Annotated in this window: 16 protein-coding genes; 1 reads left to right on the top strand and 15 read right to left on the bottom strand. The window is 44.4% G+C overall.

Annotation, left to right across the window (positions count from 1 at the left end; translation table 11 throughout):
• Positions 1 to 290: 290 nt before the first annotated feature.
• The 13 genes from HYR79_11835 to HYR79_11895 form a co-directional block, all read right to left on the bottom strand.
• On the bottom strand, positions 291 to 722 hold the full coding sequence (locus HYR79_11835) for a prepilin-type N-terminal cleavage/methylation domain-containing protein (protein ID MBI1822388.1): 432 nt from the start codon (positions 720 to 722) through the stop codon (positions 291 to 293).
• A gap of 3 nt (positions 723 to 725) precedes the next feature.
• On the bottom strand, positions 726 to 1,439 hold the full coding sequence (locus tag HYR79_11840; GenBank protein ID MBI1822389.1) for a septal ring lytic transglycosylase RlpA family protein: 714 nt from the start codon (positions 1,437 to 1,439) through the stop codon (positions 726 to 728).
• Complete coding sequence (locus HYR79_11845) at positions 1,436 to 1,627, bottom strand: hypothetical protein (GenBank protein MBI1822390.1); 192 nt, start codon at positions 1,625 to 1,627, stop codon at positions 1,436 to 1,438. Before HYR79_11845 ends, HYR79_11840 begins: the two co-directional genes overlap by 4 nt.
• The gene (locus tag HYR79_11850) at positions 1,624 to 2,022 is read right to left on the bottom strand and encodes a PilZ domain-containing protein (protein MBI1822391.1); all 399 of its coding nucleotides are present in this window, start codon (positions 2,020 to 2,022) and stop codon (positions 1,624 to 1,626) included. The genes HYR79_11845 and HYR79_11850 overlap by 4 nt, the downstream gene beginning before the upstream one ends.
• A 176-nt stretch (positions 2,023 to 2,198) precedes the next feature.
• A complete protein-coding gene (locus HYR79_11855) occupies positions 2,199 to 3,437 on the bottom strand; it encodes a hypothetical protein (protein MBI1822392.1) in 1,239 nt (412 codons plus the stop codon).
• A gap of 109 nt (positions 3,438 to 3,546) precedes the next feature.
• Positions 3,547 to 4,272 carry a DNA repair protein RecO gene (gene recO, locus HYR79_11860; protein MBI1822393.1) on the bottom strand — a complete coding sequence of 242 codons (726 nt, stop codon included), beginning with the start codon at positions 4,270 to 4,272 and terminating at the stop codon, positions 3,547 to 3,549.
• Between the two features lie 24 nt (positions 4,273 to 4,296).
• The gene (locus HYR79_11865) at positions 4,297 to 5,544 is read right to left on the bottom strand and encodes an Nramp family divalent metal transporter (GenBank protein MBI1822394.1); all 1,248 of its coding nucleotides are present in this window, start codon (positions 5,542 to 5,544) and stop codon (positions 4,297 to 4,299) included.
• Between the two features lie 19 nt (positions 5,545 to 5,563).
• Positions 5,564 to 6,808, bottom strand: coding sequence for a CBS domain-containing protein (locus HYR79_11870; protein MBI1822395.1), 1,245 nt, complete (start codon positions 6,806 to 6,808; stop codon positions 5,564 to 5,566).
• A complete protein-coding gene (gene era / locus HYR79_11875; GenBank protein MBI1822396.1) occupies positions 6,801 to 7,748 on the bottom strand; it encodes a GTPase Era in 948 nt (315 codons plus the stop codon). Before era ends, HYR79_11870 begins: the two co-directional genes overlap by 8 nt.
• A gap of 154 nt (positions 7,749 to 7,902) precedes the next feature.
• A complete protein-coding gene (locus HYR79_11880; GenBank protein ID MBI1822397.1) occupies positions 7,903 to 11,034 on the bottom strand; it encodes an efflux RND transporter permease subunit in 3,132 nt (1,043 codons plus the stop codon).
• A 33-nt stretch (positions 11,035 to 11,067) separates the two neighbouring features.
• Positions 11,068 to 12,630, bottom strand: coding sequence for an efflux RND transporter periplasmic adaptor subunit (locus HYR79_11885; GenBank protein MBI1822398.1), 1,563 nt, complete (start codon positions 12,628 to 12,630; stop codon positions 11,068 to 11,070).
• A gap of 17 nt (positions 12,631 to 12,647) precedes the next feature.
• Positions 12,648 to 13,934 (bottom strand): TolC family protein, encoded by a 1,287-nt coding sequence (locus HYR79_11890; GenBank protein ID MBI1822399.1) that lies wholly within the window; start codon positions 13,932 to 13,934, stop codon positions 12,648 to 12,650.
• Between the two features lie 55 nt (positions 13,935 to 13,989).
• Positions 13,990 to 14,376, bottom strand: coding sequence for a hypothetical protein (locus tag HYR79_11895; protein ID MBI1822400.1), 387 nt, complete (start codon positions 14,374 to 14,376; stop codon positions 13,990 to 13,992).
• Positions 14,377 to 14,850: 474 nt separating this feature from the next.
• Here HYR79_11895 and HYR79_11900 point away from each other — a divergent pair, with 474 nt between their 5' ends.
• Positions 14,851 to 15,240: a CBS domain-containing protein gene (locus HYR79_11900; protein MBI1822401.1), complete on the top strand. Its 390-nt coding sequence runs from the start codon at positions 14,851 to 14,853 to the stop codon at positions 15,238 to 15,240.
• Positions 15,241 to 15,255: 15 nt separating this feature from the next.
• Here the strand turns inward: HYR79_11900 and HYR79_11905 are convergent, their stop codons facing one another.
• Positions 15,256 to 15,678, bottom strand: a complete 423-nt coding sequence (locus HYR79_11905) for a FixH family protein (protein ID MBI1822402.1) — start codon at positions 15,676 to 15,678, stop codon at positions 15,256 to 15,258.
• Positions 15,679 to 15,690: 12 nt separating this feature from the next.
• On the bottom strand, positions 15,691 to 17,235 hold the full coding sequence (nifA, locus tag HYR79_11910) for a nif-specific transcriptional activator NifA (protein ID MBI1822403.1): 1,545 nt from the start codon (positions 17,233 to 17,235) through the stop codon (positions 15,691 to 15,693).
• Positions 17,236 to 17,434: the final 199 nt, after the last annotated feature.

Consider the following 17,434-nt stretch of genomic DNA (forward strand, 5'->3'; position numbering starts at 1 on the left):
GTTGATTGATTCTATAAAAATTCCTCAAATGTCACCATTATAAACAAAGATTAATTTCATAAATACTTCATAATAAAGGATAAATACAGGACTTGTCAAACTCTACGTTTTTACCCAAGAACAGCGATAGACTTCGCACCCACTTATTAATCATGTCATTGCGAGCACCGAAGGGTGCGTGGCAATCTTATCGTAAAGTCTTGAGATTGCTTCGCTTCGCTCGCAATGACAGCTTTCTAACTCTGTTCTTGGGTTTTTAAGCCCAACGCTAAAACCGAACGGTTTTTCAGTCACCAAATATTATAAGCGGTGCCATCGAGACCTGCCAGATCGCTTCCGCTGTGCAGATCATAAACTCCCCCATCTTCAGCCTCTGCCGGCACTTCTACCCAGGTTTCCGCGGATTGAGTCATGGGGTCTTTTGGAATATTTCGGATATAGCCGTCGTCCACCAGGGAGCGGAGTGTGGAAGGATATTTTCCATGGTCACTGTAATATTGGTCAATCACATCTCTCATAATAAAAAGATCTTTTTTGAGGGCCGCTTCACTGGCGGTAACCGTGGCCGATTTGTAGGACGGGGCGGCAACCGAAATAAGGATGCCCAAAATGGTGATGACAATCAGCATTTCAATTAAAGTGAACCCACGCTGGTCGGCAGTCAAGACTGTTTTCTTATTTAAAATAGGCTGATTCTTCACTTCGTTTTGAGACCCTTTCATCTTTTAGTGAATTTGTTCTTCTTTTAGAACAAACGGAATAATACCATTTTCCTTTTGCAGGAGGCTAGCCGCTTTTTCGGCCTCATCTTCTTTCTGGTATACGCCTAATCTAACCCGATAAACCATCCCGGAAAGACCTTCAAACGGGATCAGGCGGACCGTTTGCCGGTATTGACGGACCAGCTTCTGCTGAAAAAACACGGCATTTTCTTTAATTGAAAAAGCCCCCGCCTGAACGGTAAAAAAGGATTTTGTTTCAGTCGCCGGAGTTTGAACGACCCCGAACATCACCTCCGCCGTTCCTTTTTGCGCCATCCCGAGAACCGAGGCCGCTCCAAAAGAGAGGTCAAGAATCCGGCCGGCAACAAAAGGTCCCCGATCATTTACTTTAACAATAACAGATTTCTCATTTTCAACAGAGATGACCTTAAGAAATGTTCCGAGAGGAAGGGTCCGGTGGGCCGCTGACAGGCCGTACATATTATAAACTTCGCCGCTGCTGGTTTTTCGTCCATGAAAATCCCTGCCGTACCAGGACGCAATTCCCTTGCACCATTTTGTATTTTCCGGGGATTGACTTATGGGGTATTTTAGTTTCTCGGCCGCTTCGGGTTCTACGCATCGGGAAGGTTCGTTAGAAATCCGGATGGGATGGGATGAAAAACATCCGTAAAAAAAAATAACATTTAAAAAAATAAGGGTTGAAAATCTCTTCAATTGATTTTGACAACGCGAGTTTTACAGTAATAACAATATCCTTTCGCGTTTAAAATTCTAAAGCAGGCAGGGCAGGTATCCAGACGTCTTTCTCCCTCTCTTCTCTCTCCGTCTCTCCGTTCCCTGACCCGGCGCTCCTCATCCTCCCTTCGATCGCTTCGTTTGACTCGCTGATCGCTTTTGCTCATTTTTTCGATCCCTTTTTGTCGGTCGAGGAAATCATTTTATTGATTACTTTTTTCTTTCCATCTTCCAAATCATGAAAACGAACGCCAACCCCTTGAGAAATGATACCACCTTTCATGATTTCTTTTTTCCACATCACCTCGCCAATGCAGGTCATTACCGTCTTATTATCTGGCAGGACCATTTCGATTGGAACCCGGTCGCCCACGTTTAAACGATTTTCAGTCGTGAGAGAGAGCCCCCCCGCGCTGATATCATTCGCATAGGCTAAAAAGACACGATCAGATTGTTTTCCTCTCACCTCCATAATAACGAGAGGAATTCGTTGAGACTGCCTTCTTTCGGCTATTAAGGGTTTTGAAACTTCTTCCCGCCTGGGAGCCTTATTCTCTTTCATAAAATTCCTTCCACAAAATTAAAAAAAATTAAATTTTATTAAAACATCATTATTTTCAATATAACAAGATTAAAAAAAACCGTCAATGGAAATGGACAGCAAAAAAATCGTCAGGCGTCAGCCAAACAATAGCCGTAAGGGGCCGGGCGCGGAAAAAAAGGTTAAGACCTTAGAAATTATGGACCTGTTTGAAGGCCGCCAATGACAAAAATTGCACCCTGAGCGCTTGTTGCGGAAAAATAGGTGACCGGTTTGGGTAAAGAAATTTCCTGGTTCCAGGTTAAAAGAGAAGCTGGCGTCGACGAAAAGACCTCCCTTCGGATAATTTCAGGTGTATTGAGAGTTCCTGAAACACCCCCTAAGAGAAAGATTCCGGAAAATTTTTGGATATCCTGTAAATACAAGCCAACAGCCTTACTAATCCCCACTCCGTTGGGTAGTTCCCCCGGAACACAAGAACTGGGGCTACAACTCAGAGCGCCACTAAAAACATTGGCATCAAACGTATAGACCGTATTTGAATTTTGAATTCCATCCCATCCTCCCATAACCCAGAGGCGACTTGCATCCGCGACAGCTGCCGCCGTATAAAGCTTTTTTGGCATCGTGTAGCGGTATACAGAAGAAACGGAATAACCGGGACCGGTTAAATCCGTCGTAAGATTGTAGCCGTAGATTTTTTCTGAAAACACTGTACTCTGCGAACCGACGCAATTAGGGCTGCAATTCGGCGGTGGAAACCCCGATTCAACCCCACCGACCACATATAATCTATTCCCCAATACGACAGAAGCCTGTCCGGTCTCTTCAACCGGGAGATCTCCGACCCATTGCCATGGACCTAATAAAGGAACGGGCGGTTTAACCGAGCTATCCATGGTAATGGCCGCCCGGTAAATTGTTTTCTGAAACCCCATCCCAATACCCCCGATGACATAAATAGCATTGTTATAAATGATACTGGAATGGCCTCGCAATGAAACGGGCAATCTATTTTTTTCAACCGCAAAGTCAGAAAGCACGACAGTTGTTGGTTGAACCAAAACCAAATATCTATAGACCGTATCAACGTTGATCGGATCGGTTGAAAGGGTAGAATCATAATAAGCGCCTCCGAGCACATAAATATAAGAAAGCCCGGAAATAGAATCTGTATAGGTGACACTCGAGGTTTGAAAAAGGGGTTGAGGAAGAGGCACGGATGAAATTTTAACCCCTGAGATGGCGCCTGAGCCTGTCTGCCCCCCCCCGGCGGGAGGATTCGTCTGAAGGATAACAATCTGATCTGTCGTTGTATTTTGAACCGCGGGGGGCGCCGGGTCTTCTTTTCCACACCCTGTCAACAATACGAAGAAAAGAAAAAAACAAATTGGAGCAAGGGTTTTTGGAATCCGGAGGATTGAGAGTAATATCATCTAGATATATTATGCAAGATAAAGACCGAAATAAACATCATAAAATGATCCCTAACTTACTCATAAATAAGGGGTTTTAATAGATAAACCTCATCGAGGCCAAAACAATTCAAATTGACGGAAATTTTTTGCCCAATATGTGAAAAATAAAGATATCTAAAATGCGGCTAATTTCTTTAATCACTTCCTCTGACGGCTTAATTCTCTGTACCAGATCAGGATCCAATTTAAAGGTCCTCTTTAATATCGCCTGGGCAGCCATCGATACCGGGAACGATTGTCCGCAATTTATTGGAAGGCAAGAAGAACAGACAATTCCACCCAAAATGGGAGAAAAACTAACTTGAGGTTGGGATTCGCGACATTTCACGCACCGGTCCAGACACATTTCGTAGCCGGCATATCCGATAAGCTTGGTTTTAAAAAGGTTAATGACATTCGGTGTGGCATTAAAACTTTTCAAGTAATCCAATAATTTAAGAAATAGATTGAAAATGGAGGGAGAGGGATCGCCCTCCGGCGATAAAGATTCCACAAGCAGACAAAAATTGGAAGTATAGATAATCTTATCAAAATCCGATCTTAATTTCTGAAAAGACTCAATAATATCGGATTGAAACAAACGATACATGACCTGGGGGTTTTTATCGTAAATGACCAGGTGTCCAAAAGTGAAGGGCTCCAGCGAACTTCCATATTTATTTTTCATTTTCCTGGCGCCCTTGGCGACCACTTTTATCTTGCCCAGTTTTGAAGAATAAAAGGTCACAAGCTTGTCAGCCTCTCCCAGTTTCAAAGAGTTGATGACGATAGCGTCGGTTTCAATTAAAGGCACGATTTGCTCCGGAATAGGGCGGCTTCAAGGCCCGAAACGATTTGCCAGGTTAGGAAATAAAAGGGCGGCGGAAAGTAAAAACGTCAATACAATCAATATGGAAACCGTCACCCAGGTAATGAGATTAAGGAAACGCGGGTTCGTGTAATTACCCATTAAATAGGGATCGTTGATCAGGAGAATCATAAAAATAAGAACAAAAGGAAGCATTATTCCATTTGCTACCTGCGAAAGAAACATGATTTTCAATAAAGGCGCGTTTGGAATTAAAATGCTGACGGCTCCGATAACGATCAACCCGGTGTAAAGCCACATAAATTGAGGCGCTTCTTTAAACGTTTTATTAATTCCGGCCTCCCATCCAAATCCTTCACAGACATAATAAGCCGTGGCTAACGGTAAAATCGAAGCCGCAAACAATGAGGCGTTTGCAAGACCGAACGCAAAAAGTTCAGCTGCAAATTTTCCGGCAAGCGGCGCTAACGACAGGGCGGCATCTTTGGCTGTTTCCACCGTGATATGATTTTCGAATAAAGTTGCGGCACAGGCCACAATGATAAAAAAGGCCACAACATCGGTAAAAACACACCCTAAAATCACGTCGAGTCTTGAAATCCTGTATTGCTGAATTTCTACCCTTTTTTCAACGATTGCTGATTGCAGATAAAACTGCATCCATGGAGCGATGGTCGTGCCGATGACGCCGATCAGCATGATCAAGTAATCGGTCTGAAACGAAATTTGCGGAACAACCGTTTGAACCAGGATGGTCTTCCATGGCGGATGAGCCAAAAAACCGGAAATAATGTAGGTCACATAAATCGTACAGGCGACTAAAAAGACCTTTTCAACGGTCCGGTAGGTCCCCTTAACCACAAGCCACCAGATTAGCAGGGCGCCAATAGGGACGGAAATATATTTATTGACTCCGAAAATTTCCATGGCCGCCGCCCATCCGGCGAATTCTGCGACTGTATTTCCCAAATCAGTCAAAAGGAGAAGAATCATCAGGTAAAAAGTGACCTTAATCCCATAATTTTCACGAATTAAATCAGCCAGCCCTTTACCCGTAACGACACCCATGCGGGAGGCCATCTCCTGAATAATAATCAGGGCAACCGTTATGGGAATCAACGTCCAGAGAAGGGAATAGCCAAATTGAGCGCCTGCAAGGGAGTAAGTGGTTATTCCACCCGCATCATTGTCGACATTGGCTGTAATAATCCCCGGGCCAATGATTGAAAGAAATAAAAGGATTTTTTTCCGATTCATAAGTCAGACAGAATGAAATTTAAGTATTTCGAAGGTAATAGCTCATGAGCAGGTCCACCACATCATCTACCGTGACAATCCCGAGAAGTTTTTTTTCTTCATCCAAAACCGGAATGGCTAAAAGGTTATATTTAGAAATCAACGAGGCCACTTCCCTCTGGGGCGAATGGGGCGCGACAAATTTAATATGGGTCGTCATCCCAACCGATATTTTTTGATCCCAGCGGGAGAGCAACAAATCCCGTAACGAACAGATTCCCAGTAATGTGCTTTGTTCATCAATCACATAAAGATAGTAAATGGTTTCAACTTCACGGCCTGTTTCTTTTATTTTCAAGATGGCTTCGTCACAGGTAAAATCCGGAGAGACCGTAAAAACCTCGGTGGTCATCATCCCGCCCGCCGTATCTTCCTGATGCTCCAGCAATTCCTGAAGCTCCGCGGCCTCTTCTTTTTCCATTGCCTGAATAATTTGCTGGGCGCTCTTTTCGGACAAATCTCCCAGAACGTCTGCCGCTTCATCGGGGGGCATGATTTCCAGAATATCCGATGCCTCTCCCCGATCCATTTTCTCGACGATTTTCACCTGCGTATCGGGGTCCAATTCAGACAAGGTCCTGGCAGCCGTATTTTTATCAAGGGACTTAAACAACAGTTCTCTTTCTTTCATCGAGACCTGCTCCATGATATGGGCGATGTCCTGAGGGAGAAGCTGTGCCACCTTTTGGCGGGAAATATTTAATTCGAGCCTTCTTAGTTGAGGTTGAATCGGCCCCACAAACGCCCAGCTGATGAGATTCTTAGATCCCTTTTCATCGAATTTTTTTCGCCACCACTCCCGGGTTTTTCCGCCTAACAGTCTTCTTAAAATCCCCCCCACGCCAACGTCGGCTGAAGTCAGCGACAGGGTTCCTTTAATATCCTGAAGTTCCAGATCGTTTACCCTTACGACCTTGGCCCCGTGGATATCGACAATTTGTTTATCCAAAATATCCCTTTTAATCAGAATTTCCTGGCGGGTGAGCTCAACGGGCATCCGGTCGGATTTTGAAACTTTTGTTGAAATAAACCGGCGGTTATAAATCAGAACCATTTCCCAGGGTAAAATATAGTCTTTGCGGAAACCATATAAAATGGATGAAACCTTCGGAAATATTTCTCCGCCCGCAATGAAAAAATCTTTTACCCGCCCGATTTCTTCACCCGATTGGTCGAGAACCGGAATTCCAAGCAATTCGCTGACATAAACCGAACCGTTACTCATATCCGAGACTTTTCAAAATTTGATCGTTATTTTTCCAGTTTTCACTGACTTCTACCCAGGTTTCAAGGTAGACTTTTCTTCCGATTATTTTTTCCAGCTCCAGGCGGGCTTCGGTTCCAATCTTTTTTAACGATTCGCCTCTTCGTCCGATTAAAATCCCTTTTTGAGAAGCCCGGTCAACATAGATGACCGCCTTAATCGAAACCTGATTTTTTTCGGGTTTTTCCTCATAGGTTTCGATCTTTACGGCAACCGAATAAGGGACCTCCTGGTAGACTTTCTGAATAATTTTTTCCCGAATAACCTCAGCGGCAATAAAACGAAGCGGTTGATCGGTGTATTCATCCTCCGGGAAAAGCGGAGGTCCTTCCGGCAGATAGGCCTTCGCAACATTCATAAGGTGGTCAATATTCTCATTTTTTGACGCCGAAACCGGAATAATTTCATTGAAAGAGTGTGTTCTTGTTATTTCGCCAATCACGGGAAGGAGTTCTTCCCTTGAGACGAGATCGGCCTTGGTGATGACCAAAAAAATGGGTTTCCCCTGGTCCTGAGCCCCTTTTTTTTGATCTTTCCTGACAAATTCGACCAAATCGGCGTCCATCGCCAATCCCTTTTTTCCCATTTCCATCAACAAGAAAATCAAATCCGCTTCCAAAATGACATTAACCGCATTTCGCACCATCGATTCGTTTAACTTGGATTTAGGTTTATGGAGACCGGGGGTATCGATTAACAAAAATTGAGCATCCGGATCGGTTCTGATTCCCAGGATTCGATTTCTGGTGGTCTGCGGTTTATCTGAAACAATCGCCAGTTTTTCTCCCAGAATTCGATTTAACAGCGTCGACTTTCCCACATTAGGCCGTCCAATCAAGCCAATGGAACCGGTTTTAAAAACGCCGGGAACCGGTGTTTTCTCTTCTTTTTTAACTTTCATTTCTCCATCTGATGAAAAGGAAATAATTTAATTTTTTTTACGAAATAACAACAGGATATATAACATAGAAAGGAGGGATCAGCAAGCTCGAACCGGATTTTTTTCAAGACACCTCAAACGGGAGTCTCTCTATCAAATATCCCGTTTCTTCTCTTCAAACTCTTTTTTCGAATTTTTTAAATTTTCTCCTTTGCCAGACAAGATAAATGGCTGGAATAACAAAAAGGGTTAAGAACGTGGTAGACACCATTCCTCCCACCATCGGGACGGCGATCCGTTTCATCACCTCGGCGCCGGTTCCGTGACTCCACAAAATAGGGACCAACCCCGCTATAATCGCCGTTGCCGTCATGACAATCGGACGGATCCGTCTCACAGCCCCTTCAACGATTCCCTCAATTAATTCTGTTTCATTTTCCAGGCTTCCTTTTTCTTGCCGGGTCTTTAAAGCCTGGTCCAGATAAACAATCATAATCACCCCGATCTCGGTTGCTACCCCTGCTAAAGCAATAAAACCGACCCAGACGGCGACGCTCAGGTTGTAATGCAACGAAAAAAGATTCAGGATATAAAGGAGAAGCACTCCTCCGATTAAAGAAAAAGGAACCGTTAAAAGAACCAGAAAGGACCTGCTGATTGAATTAAAATTTAAATAAAGCAAGACAAAGATGGCCAGAAGGGTCAATGGAATAATAATTTTAAATCGTTCTTTTGCTCTTAAAAGATATTGATAAGAACCGACCCAGCCTAATGTCGTCCCTTTCAGGTCTATTTTTTGGGAAATCTTTTCTTTAGCCTCCTGAACATACCCTCCCAGGTCTCGCCCGGTGACATCCACATAAACGATCCCCGCAAGGGAACCATTCTCATCCTTGATCATGGGAGCCCCTGTGGATATTGAAATATCCGCCAATTGAACCATTGGAATCTGAACCCCTGTCGGGGCAGGGACCAGAACTCTCCCTAACTTATTGATATCATCTCTCAATTCCTGCGGGTACCGGACATTGACGGAATACCTTTCCCGGCCGGAAATAATCGTGGTCACATTCACCCCTCCGATCGCGGATTCGATGATCTCTTCAATATCCGAAACAGAAAGATCGTACCGGGCCGCCTTCTGCCGGTCGATTTTAAAATCAATAAAATAGCCGCCGCTGACCCTTTCAGAAAAAGCGCTCCGCGTTCCTGGAATTCCGCTCAGCACCCCTTCAATTTCACTTCCAATACGGTTAATGTCATCCAGATCCTTCCCATAGATTTTAATTCCAAGGGCGCTCCTCACCCCGGTTGCCAGCATTTCCGTCCGGGTTTGAATCGGCATCCAAAAAATATTGGGGATTCCCGGAAAACGGACGGCCTGGTCCATCTCGGAGATGAGCTTCTCCTGCGTCATTCCGGGTCTCCATTGATCTTCCGGTTTCAAAGTAATGGTGGTTTCGCCCATTGAAATAGGGGCAGAATCGGTTGAGGTATCGGCCCGTCCTATTTTTCCGAAAACGGTCTCCACTTCCGGAATCCGCTTCAATAAAGCATCCTGTTGCTGGAGAATCTGCGAGGCTTTCGTAATAGAGATTCCCGGAAGGGTAGTCGGCATATAAAGAATGGTCCCTTCATTTAAAGGGGGCATAAACTCGGACCCCATCTTCAAAAAAATGGGGATGGTCAGAAAAAACAGGGCCACCGCTGATGCCACGATGATCACCGGGCGTTTCAAAACAAACCGAAGAGCAGGCTCATAGAGGCGAATTAAAAAACGGTTAATCGGATTTTTGGCAACAGGCGTGATTTTTCCCCTGATTAAGAAGACCATCAGCAAAGGGATCAGAGTAATGGAAAGAAACGCCGAGAAAAACATGGAGAAGGTTTTGGTAAACGCTAAAGGTTTAAAAAGCCTTCCTTCCTGGGCCTCCAGCGTAAAAATCGGCATAAAGGAAACGGTGATAATCAAGAGTGAAAAAAAGAGCGGTTTTCCCAATTCTTTGGCGGCCGCCAGAATCACTTCTGACCGTTTTTTTTCAGGCTCTTCTTCAAGACGCCGATGGGCATTTTCAATCATCACAATGGCGCCATCTGCCATGGCCCCGATCGCTATGGCAATCCCTCCCAAAGACATCACATTCGAGGTCAGATGAAGCAGAGACATGGCGATAAAGGAGAGGAGGATGGCAATCGGAAGGCTGATAATCGCCACGAGGGCTGACCGGAAATGGAATAAAAAAATAATCGTGACCCCGCTCACCACCAGCGTTACTTCAATGAGTTTTTCTTTCAGTGTCGCAATGGCCCGTAAAATCAGACCCGAACGATCATAGGTCGGAACGATTTTAAGCCCTGTCGGCAGACCGGATTGAATCTCGGCTATTTTTTCCTTGACCCGTTCGATGACTTTCAAGGCATTTTCACCGTACCGCATAATCACAATCCCGCCGACGACTTCTCCTTCGCCGTTTAATTCCGTGACGCCTCTTCTCATTTCAGGACCGACGGTCACATGGGAGATATCTTTGAGTAAAATGGGCACTCCGCTCTTGCTGACGCCCAGGGGAATCAATTCAAGATCGGTCAGGCTTTTAATATAGCCCTGGCCCCGGACCATATATTCCCGTTCGCTTAATTCGATCGAACGTCCCCCGACATCTTTATTGGCCATCCGAATAGCCTGGGTCACTCTCGTAAAGGGAATATTTAATGCCAGGAGCCGCTGGGGATTGACATGAACCTGATATTGCTTCTCAAATCCTCCGACGGAGGCCACTTCCGCCACTCCCGGAATCGACTGGAGCTGATATTTCAGGGTCCAATCCTGGTAGGCCCGAATGTCCGCCAGACTCCGTTTCCCAGAATGATCCACTAACGCGTATTCATAAACCCACCCGACCCCCGTCGCATCCGGTCCTAAAACGGGACGCACCCCTTCCGGAAGTTTCCCGGAAACTTTGCTCATAAACTCCAACACCCTGCTTCGGGCCCAGTACATATCCGTTCCATCTTCAAAGACAATGTAGACGTAAGAAAATCCGAAGTCTGAGGATCCTCTGACATATTTAACTTTTGGAGCCCCCAGCATGGAGGTGACAATGGGATAGGTAATCTGATCCTCGATGAGATTGGGACTTCTCCCTTCCCATTCGGTATAGACAATCACCTGGACATCGGAAAGATCAGGGATGGCATCCAGGGGAGTATGGATAACAGCCCAATACCCCCATACCGAGAGGAAAACAACTCCCAAAAGGACAATGAGCGGATTTTTACCTGAATAGTCGATCATTCTTTCAATCATAGGAACAGACTCCGCCTCCCCCCCTGCAAAAACTCATTTCACATTAAAAATAAAAGATTCTTTGACATCGGGTTGCCCCTTTTTTTTAATCAAAACCTCGATCTTCCATCCGCCTGCCATCGCGAATTTTACTTTTCCCTCATAAGTATCTTTTACGAACGATCCTTTGACCTCTTCGACCATCATCCCCGGCATGGTCATCGTGTAGGAAAAAATCACCTCCGCGTCGCGAATGATTTGATTCTGGTTATTTGTGATCTTGAGAGAGATTTTATCTTCTCCGACACGAGGCGGATCGGAAGTCAGTTCCAGATTAAGAACATATGGACCGGCTTTTTTAGACCGGATGGCCTGGATTTCATCCTTTTTCTCCATCCCGCCCATATCCATTCCTTTCATATCCATACCCGCCGTCTCCATTTTTCCCATGGTGGCTTTTTCCATATTGACGCCCCCCATTCCGAGCGCCCCCATCATATTGGCCGCCGACATGAGTTTGCTTTCGGAATCGATTAAAAAGGTAGCGGATGTCACAATCGGGTCTCCCTCTTTGAGTCCGGAAACCACTTCGATATATCCTTCATGATGGGCTCCCAGTTTGACTTCCCTCGGCTCAAAGATTCCGTTTCCCCGGTCTAAAAAAGCAAGTTGACGCATCCCCGAATCGATAACGGCTTCAACAGGAACAACCAGTCTCTTCGGGATCTTGATATGGATATCCACATCGCCATACATCCCCGGTTTAAGAAGTAAACCAGGGTTTGGCAATTCAATTCTGGCTTTGACTGTCCTTGTTTCAGGGCTTAAATTTGGGGAGATGTAAATAATTTTTCCGGAAAAGGTCTTATCCGGATAAGCGGTGAATGAAATCATGACCTGTTGATTCTGTTGGATGTAGCCCAGATCGGATTCATAAATATCCGCATAGACCCAGACAGAGGAGATATCCGCAATTTCGTACAGCACCATTTCAGGCGTCACATATTGTCCTTTGACCGCCGCTTTTTTAGTCACAAACCCTTTGACAGGAGAATAAAGGACTGTTTCCGGTTTCATATCCTCTTCCTCGTCTAACCGGTCGATCTGCTCCTCAGTCAAGTTCCATAACAATAACCGCGCTCTTGCCGATTCAATCTGGGACTGAACCCCTTCCCGGACATGGATCATGGGACTCTCTTTGATCCGGCTAAAAGTCTCTTTGGCCAGCAGATACTCCTGTTTGGTCGCAAAAAGATCCGGACTGTAGAGTTGAAAAAGGGGTTCTCCTTTATTGATCTGCTGTCCTGTTGAGTTGACATAAAGTTCTTTTATCCATCCCGAAACCCGTAATTGAATCTGGCTGATTTTTTTTTCGTTATAATCAACCGTCCCCGCGGCATGGATAATCGTATCCAGCGAACGCTTTTCGACAAGACCTGTTTTCACTCCGATCATTTGTCTTTTTTCAGGCGAGATCTGAACCGGCATTCCGGTCTCCACGCCTGATTTCTTCCCCTCCTCGGGCATATTCTCCATAGAAGAAGAGCTGAAATAAAAACTCCCTCCGACAAGAATCAGGAGGAAAATCGATCCTGAATAAATCAATACCCTTTTCATTTGAGTGTCTCCTTTGTTTAATTCAAATCTTTTCCCGTTAATTTTTCCAATTCACTGATTCGCTGATTAAAATCGACCAGCGTTTCAAAGTAATTCATCTCCAGATCTTTTAAAGTCCTTTCGCTGTCAATGACATTCAACAGATCGGTCTTTCCGGACTGATAAGCGATTTGGGAGGCCTTCAAGGACTGTTCAGCCTGGGGGAGAATCCCGTTCCTGTACATATTCAGGGATTTCTCCAATGATTTAATTTTGGAGTGGAGGATTCTTAATTCCGCCAGGGTTTTATTCTCTATCCCCTTCAATTCCGCTTCAGTCTCCTCTTTTTCCAGGCGGATCTGACGGATTTTTGCCTGATATTTATGATTAAAGATCCAGGGGAGGTTCATTTTGGCAATCGCCATCCATTTATTTTCCTCTCCTTTGTGGGATTCCATATACGTCAATTCAGCCATAAAATCGGGATAGATATATTTTTCCGCTAAGGAAAGGCTGATCCCTTTTTTCTGAATCTGAAGATTGGCGGCCAGCAATTCAGGACGGTTTTTTAAAGCCGAGGGAATTAATTCTTCAAGGGTGTGCTTAAATTCGGTATTCTCCGGCTCTTCCGAAGTTTCAAGAAAAACATCTGCTGGCTGGTTTAAAATGGCATTTAACGTTGTTTCTGCTTCGATTTTATCCTCTTCCAAGGCTAACAGGCTGTTATGAAGTTTGGAGAGTTCAACTTCAGCCTTAACAATCTCCTGTTGACTCCCGAATCCGGCAGCATATTTTTGTTGGGCGCTTCGGGTGAATTCCTCAAGAAGCGTTTGATGCGCCAGATGAATATTAATTCCTTTACTGGCAAAAAACTGGCGGTAATAGGCTGATTTAAGCTTAAAGACAACTTCTCTAATCGTTGTTTGAAGCATTTCGTATTGATATTCAGCCTCTTTTTCTGCAATTTTTCCTTTTAGGGCACGCTTTCCCGGAAAAGAAAAGGACTGACCGAGTCCATACCAGGTTTGCGCGGGATGACTTAAGTCTAAATTGGAGGGGGCTTCATATTGTGTTAAGGTAAACTCCGGATCTTCCCAGGCTTTTTCCTGCTGAATTTCCTGTTGGAGGGCTTCCAGCTTTTTTGTGGCTGCAATAATTTCAGGATTGCGCAACCTTGCCTGGTCGATCAGCAACCATAATTGGCCCGGTTCATTTGGAACCGGGGAATCCTGTGCAAGAACCCGTGAAGAATGGTTGAAAAGTCCGATTCCCAGCAGAATAAAAAAAAGCAGAAAACGGGAACGGATTTTAATTTCCCGAGACATAAAACCCCCCTTAAATACACCATCATTGACTAAAAATAACAGGTGAAGGGAGATTTTAAATTAACAGGTTGCCCGTGAAGGTATAAATCGGAACAAAATGATGGTAGGTTGGAAGAAATTTATTTTTTGTTGAGGAAAATAAAAATGGTCTTTTAGGTAAAAAAACCGACTGGCAATTAAAAGGGCTGGAAACGGAAGAGGTTTGGGCAGTTTTAAGTGAGACCGGATGAGGATAAGAATTCACATGATGGACTTTTCCTGCCTCCAGGATCGCCTGATTGCAATTTTCATCAGCTTGTAGAGGGGTCATCGGAGAAAGAACTTCAGGAGAGTCGCAAGTCATCAAGCTTTTTTCCATTTGCATGGAAAATGGGAAAAGGCAGGCATAGGTGTTTCCCGCTAAAAAAGAAACCAACGAAAATAAGAGGAAAAAAATTCCCATACGTCTGGAATAAACCTTTTGCATACTTAAATAGTATTGAACCGGTCGCAACTTGTCAAGGGTAACTTTTTCTTTGGGAATGGATACACCTTATAAAAAACTTTCAGGAAATGATTGTCTATCTCAGATAAGGTTGTCTAAAACGCTGGACATCCCCGACCCATTGATAAATTTCACATTTTTATAAACAGAGATTCTAACCGTCAATAAAAGTTGACACCGTTTTTCCCTCCTCTTCTTTTAAAAAAATAATCACCGGAAAATTTTTTCTAACTTATTGAAAATTAATGGATTTTATTTATGCGATATTGGATGGCATTTCGTTTTTTGTGGTACGCTCTTTGCTCTCTTCCAGGTTAAAGTGGTGGGGATCAAACAAAAACGACGCGTTATATTCCGTCGGAGGGTCATCCTTAAAGGAAAGATCCCCACCCGGTCGCTTTATTATCTTTTTTATAGAGAGGAGACCTGCAAATGGTTAAAGTAAAACAAATAATGACCAAAAATCCTGTTAAAATCGATGCTAATAAAACGGTTCGTGAAGCCATTAATGTGATGGCAGATAAAAAATTTGGATGTTTAATGGTCTGTAAAGGTGAAGAAATTGTCGGCGTTATTGAGGAAGCGGATATCATTCGAAAAGTTCTTGCTCAGGATTTGAATTATTATGTCACTAAAGTGGAACAGGTGATGTCCGTTCCCCTGATCATTAACGAAGATAAATCCGACGACGAAGCGAGCGATATGATGGTTGAGCATAAAGTTCGGCATCTTGCCGTAGCGGAAGACTCTAAAGTGATCGGGATTATTTCAATGTACGATTTAATGAGGCCGATTTATAGCGGAAAGTCGTTCTGGACATGAACCGTTCTTCAACATTTAAGCGTGACCGATCACGTCGAAGAGAAAGATATTTTTGATTTCTCTCTTTCCAAACCGATGGATAGAGAGGGTTATTTTCCACTGCCCCACTGACATGTAATGAAGTTTGGTTTCATAAACTCCTTTAGGGCCGTCATTCACTTCTACCCTTTCGATCAACATACCGGGCAATCTCGAAGTCGAAGAGATATTTAAATGAGCATCTTCGATTGGAATTCCGGAAGGATCTTTCAAGGTAATGAAGACCCGGTTTTCTCCCAAAATGGAGAGTCTCGGGGACATCTCGACTTTTATAGACATCTCCTGCTGTTCTTTTTGAATCACACCGTCTATGAGATGTTCCTGTATGAGCGGCGGTTTATCACCCCGGATACAGCCTGTTGCCAAAAGGAGCGTGACGATGAGTAGAAATCGATTCAAATTTTCCTCACTTTAACTCATTTGACCCTGAATCTTATACTTCTTGATTTTATAGCCGATTTGCCGCGGAGTAATCCCCAAAAGCTTGGCCGCCTTGGCCTGAATGCCATTGCACTGATTGAGTGCCTGAATAATTTTTACCCGTTCAACCGATTCGACGGTAAAAGGAAGATCCCCCGTTCTCTCATCTGGAGTTTCGTCCCCCTGGTTTCCCCCGGCGGGCATCCCCATAAACATTTTGACTACGTCTTGTTTTTGAATGGAATTGGTTTCCGCCATGACCACCATCCGTTCGATGGTATTTTCAAGTTCTCTGACGTTTCCCGGCCAGTTATACTCCATTAACATTTTCATGGCTCCGGAATCGATTTGAATAGAACTCCCGTTTTCTTCGTTATATTTCTTCAGGAAAAAGGAGACCAGCATGGGGATATCTTCCTTCCGATCACGAAGGGGCGGAAGATGGATGGGAACGACATTTAAACGGTAATAAAGGTCTTCCCGAAACGTCCCATCCGTCATGGACTTTTCAAGATCTTCATGGGTCGCGGCCACAAGACGGACATCCACTGAAATTGTTTTGGAACTTCCCAGCCTTTCAAATTTCATTTCCTGCAAAACTCTTAAAATTTTTACCTGAAGGTTTAAGGGCATTTCTCCTATTTCATCCAGGAAGAGCGTTCCTCCGTGCGCCATTTCAAAACGCCCTTTTCTCATTTCGGTTGCGCCGGTAAACGCGCCTTTTTCATGACCAAAGAGTTCGCTCTCAAGTAAATTTTCCGGTATGGCCCCGCAATTAATTTTTAAAAAGGGCTTCTCAGCGCGCGGGCTTGCGAAATGGATTGCTTTGGCGATCAGTTCCTTCCCCGTCCCGGACTCTCCCCTTAATAATACCGTCGCTTTACTTTTGCTTACCCGCTCAACGGCTTCATAGACCTCAACCATTTTCGGACTCTGACCGACGACATTTTTAATTCCATATTTATTTTTCAGTTCTCCCTGGAGTTGACGGTTCTGATCCATGAGTCTTTCTTTTTCAATGGTAATCAGCTGATGGAGTTTGATCGACTGCCCGATCAATGAACTGACAATCGTTAAGACCCGGAGATCTTCCTGAGGGGATACCGATTCATCAAACAACCGGTCCGCGCTGAACACCCCTATCGTTTCTCCAGCCACTTTAACCGGAACACAGATAAAAGAGATTCCTTTCCTGGAATCAAGCGGACGGGCTCCCGTCTTATTTAAAAAGAGAGGCTCTTTTCCGATATCGGGAATCACAATCGCTTCACCGGTTTCGAGGACCTTTCCCGTGATCCCTTCCCCCGGCCTGTATCGTCCCCGGCTGATTTCTTCCTGAGAAAGACCATGGGCGGTTTCAATCACCAGTTCACCTGTTTCAGGATGGAGAAGGGTTAAGGTGCCCCGTCTCATTCCCAGGATAGACGAAAGAATTTCCATGATTTTTGTCGAGGTCACTTTAAGGTCAAGCGACCAAGCCAGCGCTTTACTAATTTCATATAAAGCGGTTAATTCAAGAATTTTAACTTCGTTAATCTTATTTTTTTTAAAATCGTTCAAAGAATTCACAGATTAAACCAAATAGCCCTATCTATTACGATAGGGCTATTCTTTTCACTCCATCATATTTATACTCAGGGGCCCGTCCGGTTTTACTTCGTGAAATCCTCCGATGCCCCCGAACCCCACGTTCCGCACCGGCCAAGCCGGTTGCTTCACTCTTATTAATAAGAGA

This window comes from Nitrospirota bacterium, assembly GCA_016178585.1.
Taxonomy (GTDB): Bacteria; Nitrospirota; Nitrospiria; order JACQBW01; family JACQBW01; genus JACOTA01.

Excerpts from the sequence above, each read along its gene's own strand:
- HYR79_11895 (MBI1822400.1), bottom strand. The coding sequence starts at position 14,376 with ATGGGAATTTTTTTCCTCTTATTTTCGTTGGTTTCTTTTTTAGCGGGA.
- HYR79_11845 (MBI1822390.1), bottom strand. The coding sequence starts at position 1,627 with ATGAGCAAAAGCGATCAGCGAGTCAAACGAAGCGATCGAAGGGAGGAT.
- HYR79_11870 (MBI1822395.1), bottom strand. The coding sequence starts at position 6,808 with ATGAGTAACGGTTCGGTTTATGTCAGCGAATTGCTTGGAATTCCGGTT.
- era (MBI1822396.1), bottom strand. The coding sequence starts at position 7,748 with ATGAAAGTTAAAAAAGAAGAGAAAACACCGGTTCCCGGCGTTTTTAAA.
- HYR79_11855 (MBI1822392.1), bottom strand. The coding sequence starts at position 3,437 with ATGATATTACTCTCAATCCTCCGGATTCCAAAAACCCTTGCTCCAATT.
- HYR79_11890 (MBI1822399.1), bottom strand. The coding sequence starts at position 13,934 with ATGTCTCGGGAAATTAAAATCCGTTCCCGTTTTCTGCTTTTTTTTATT.
- HYR79_11900 (MBI1822401.1), top strand. The coding sequence starts at position 14,851 with ATGGTTAAAGTAAAACAAATAATGACCAAAAATCCTGTTAAAATCGAT.
- HYR79_11850 (MBI1822391.1), bottom strand. The coding sequence starts at position 2,022 with ATGAAAGAGAATAAGGCTCCCAGGCGGGAAGAAGTTTCAAAACCCTTA.
- HYR79_11835 (MBI1822388.1), bottom strand. The coding sequence starts at position 722 with ATGAAAGGGTCTCAAAACGAAGTGAAGAATCAGCCTATTTTAAATAAG.
- HYR79_11880 (MBI1822397.1), bottom strand. The coding sequence starts at position 11,034 with ATGATTGAAAGAATGATCGACTATTCAGGTAAAAATCCGCTCATTGTC.
- HYR79_11865 (MBI1822394.1), bottom strand. The coding sequence starts at position 5,544 with ATGAATCGGAAAAAAATCCTTTTATTTCTTTCAATCATTGGCCCGGGG.
- HYR79_11885 (MBI1822398.1), bottom strand. The coding sequence starts at position 12,630 with ATGAAAAGGGTATTGATTTATTCAGGATCGATTTTCCTCCTGATTCTT.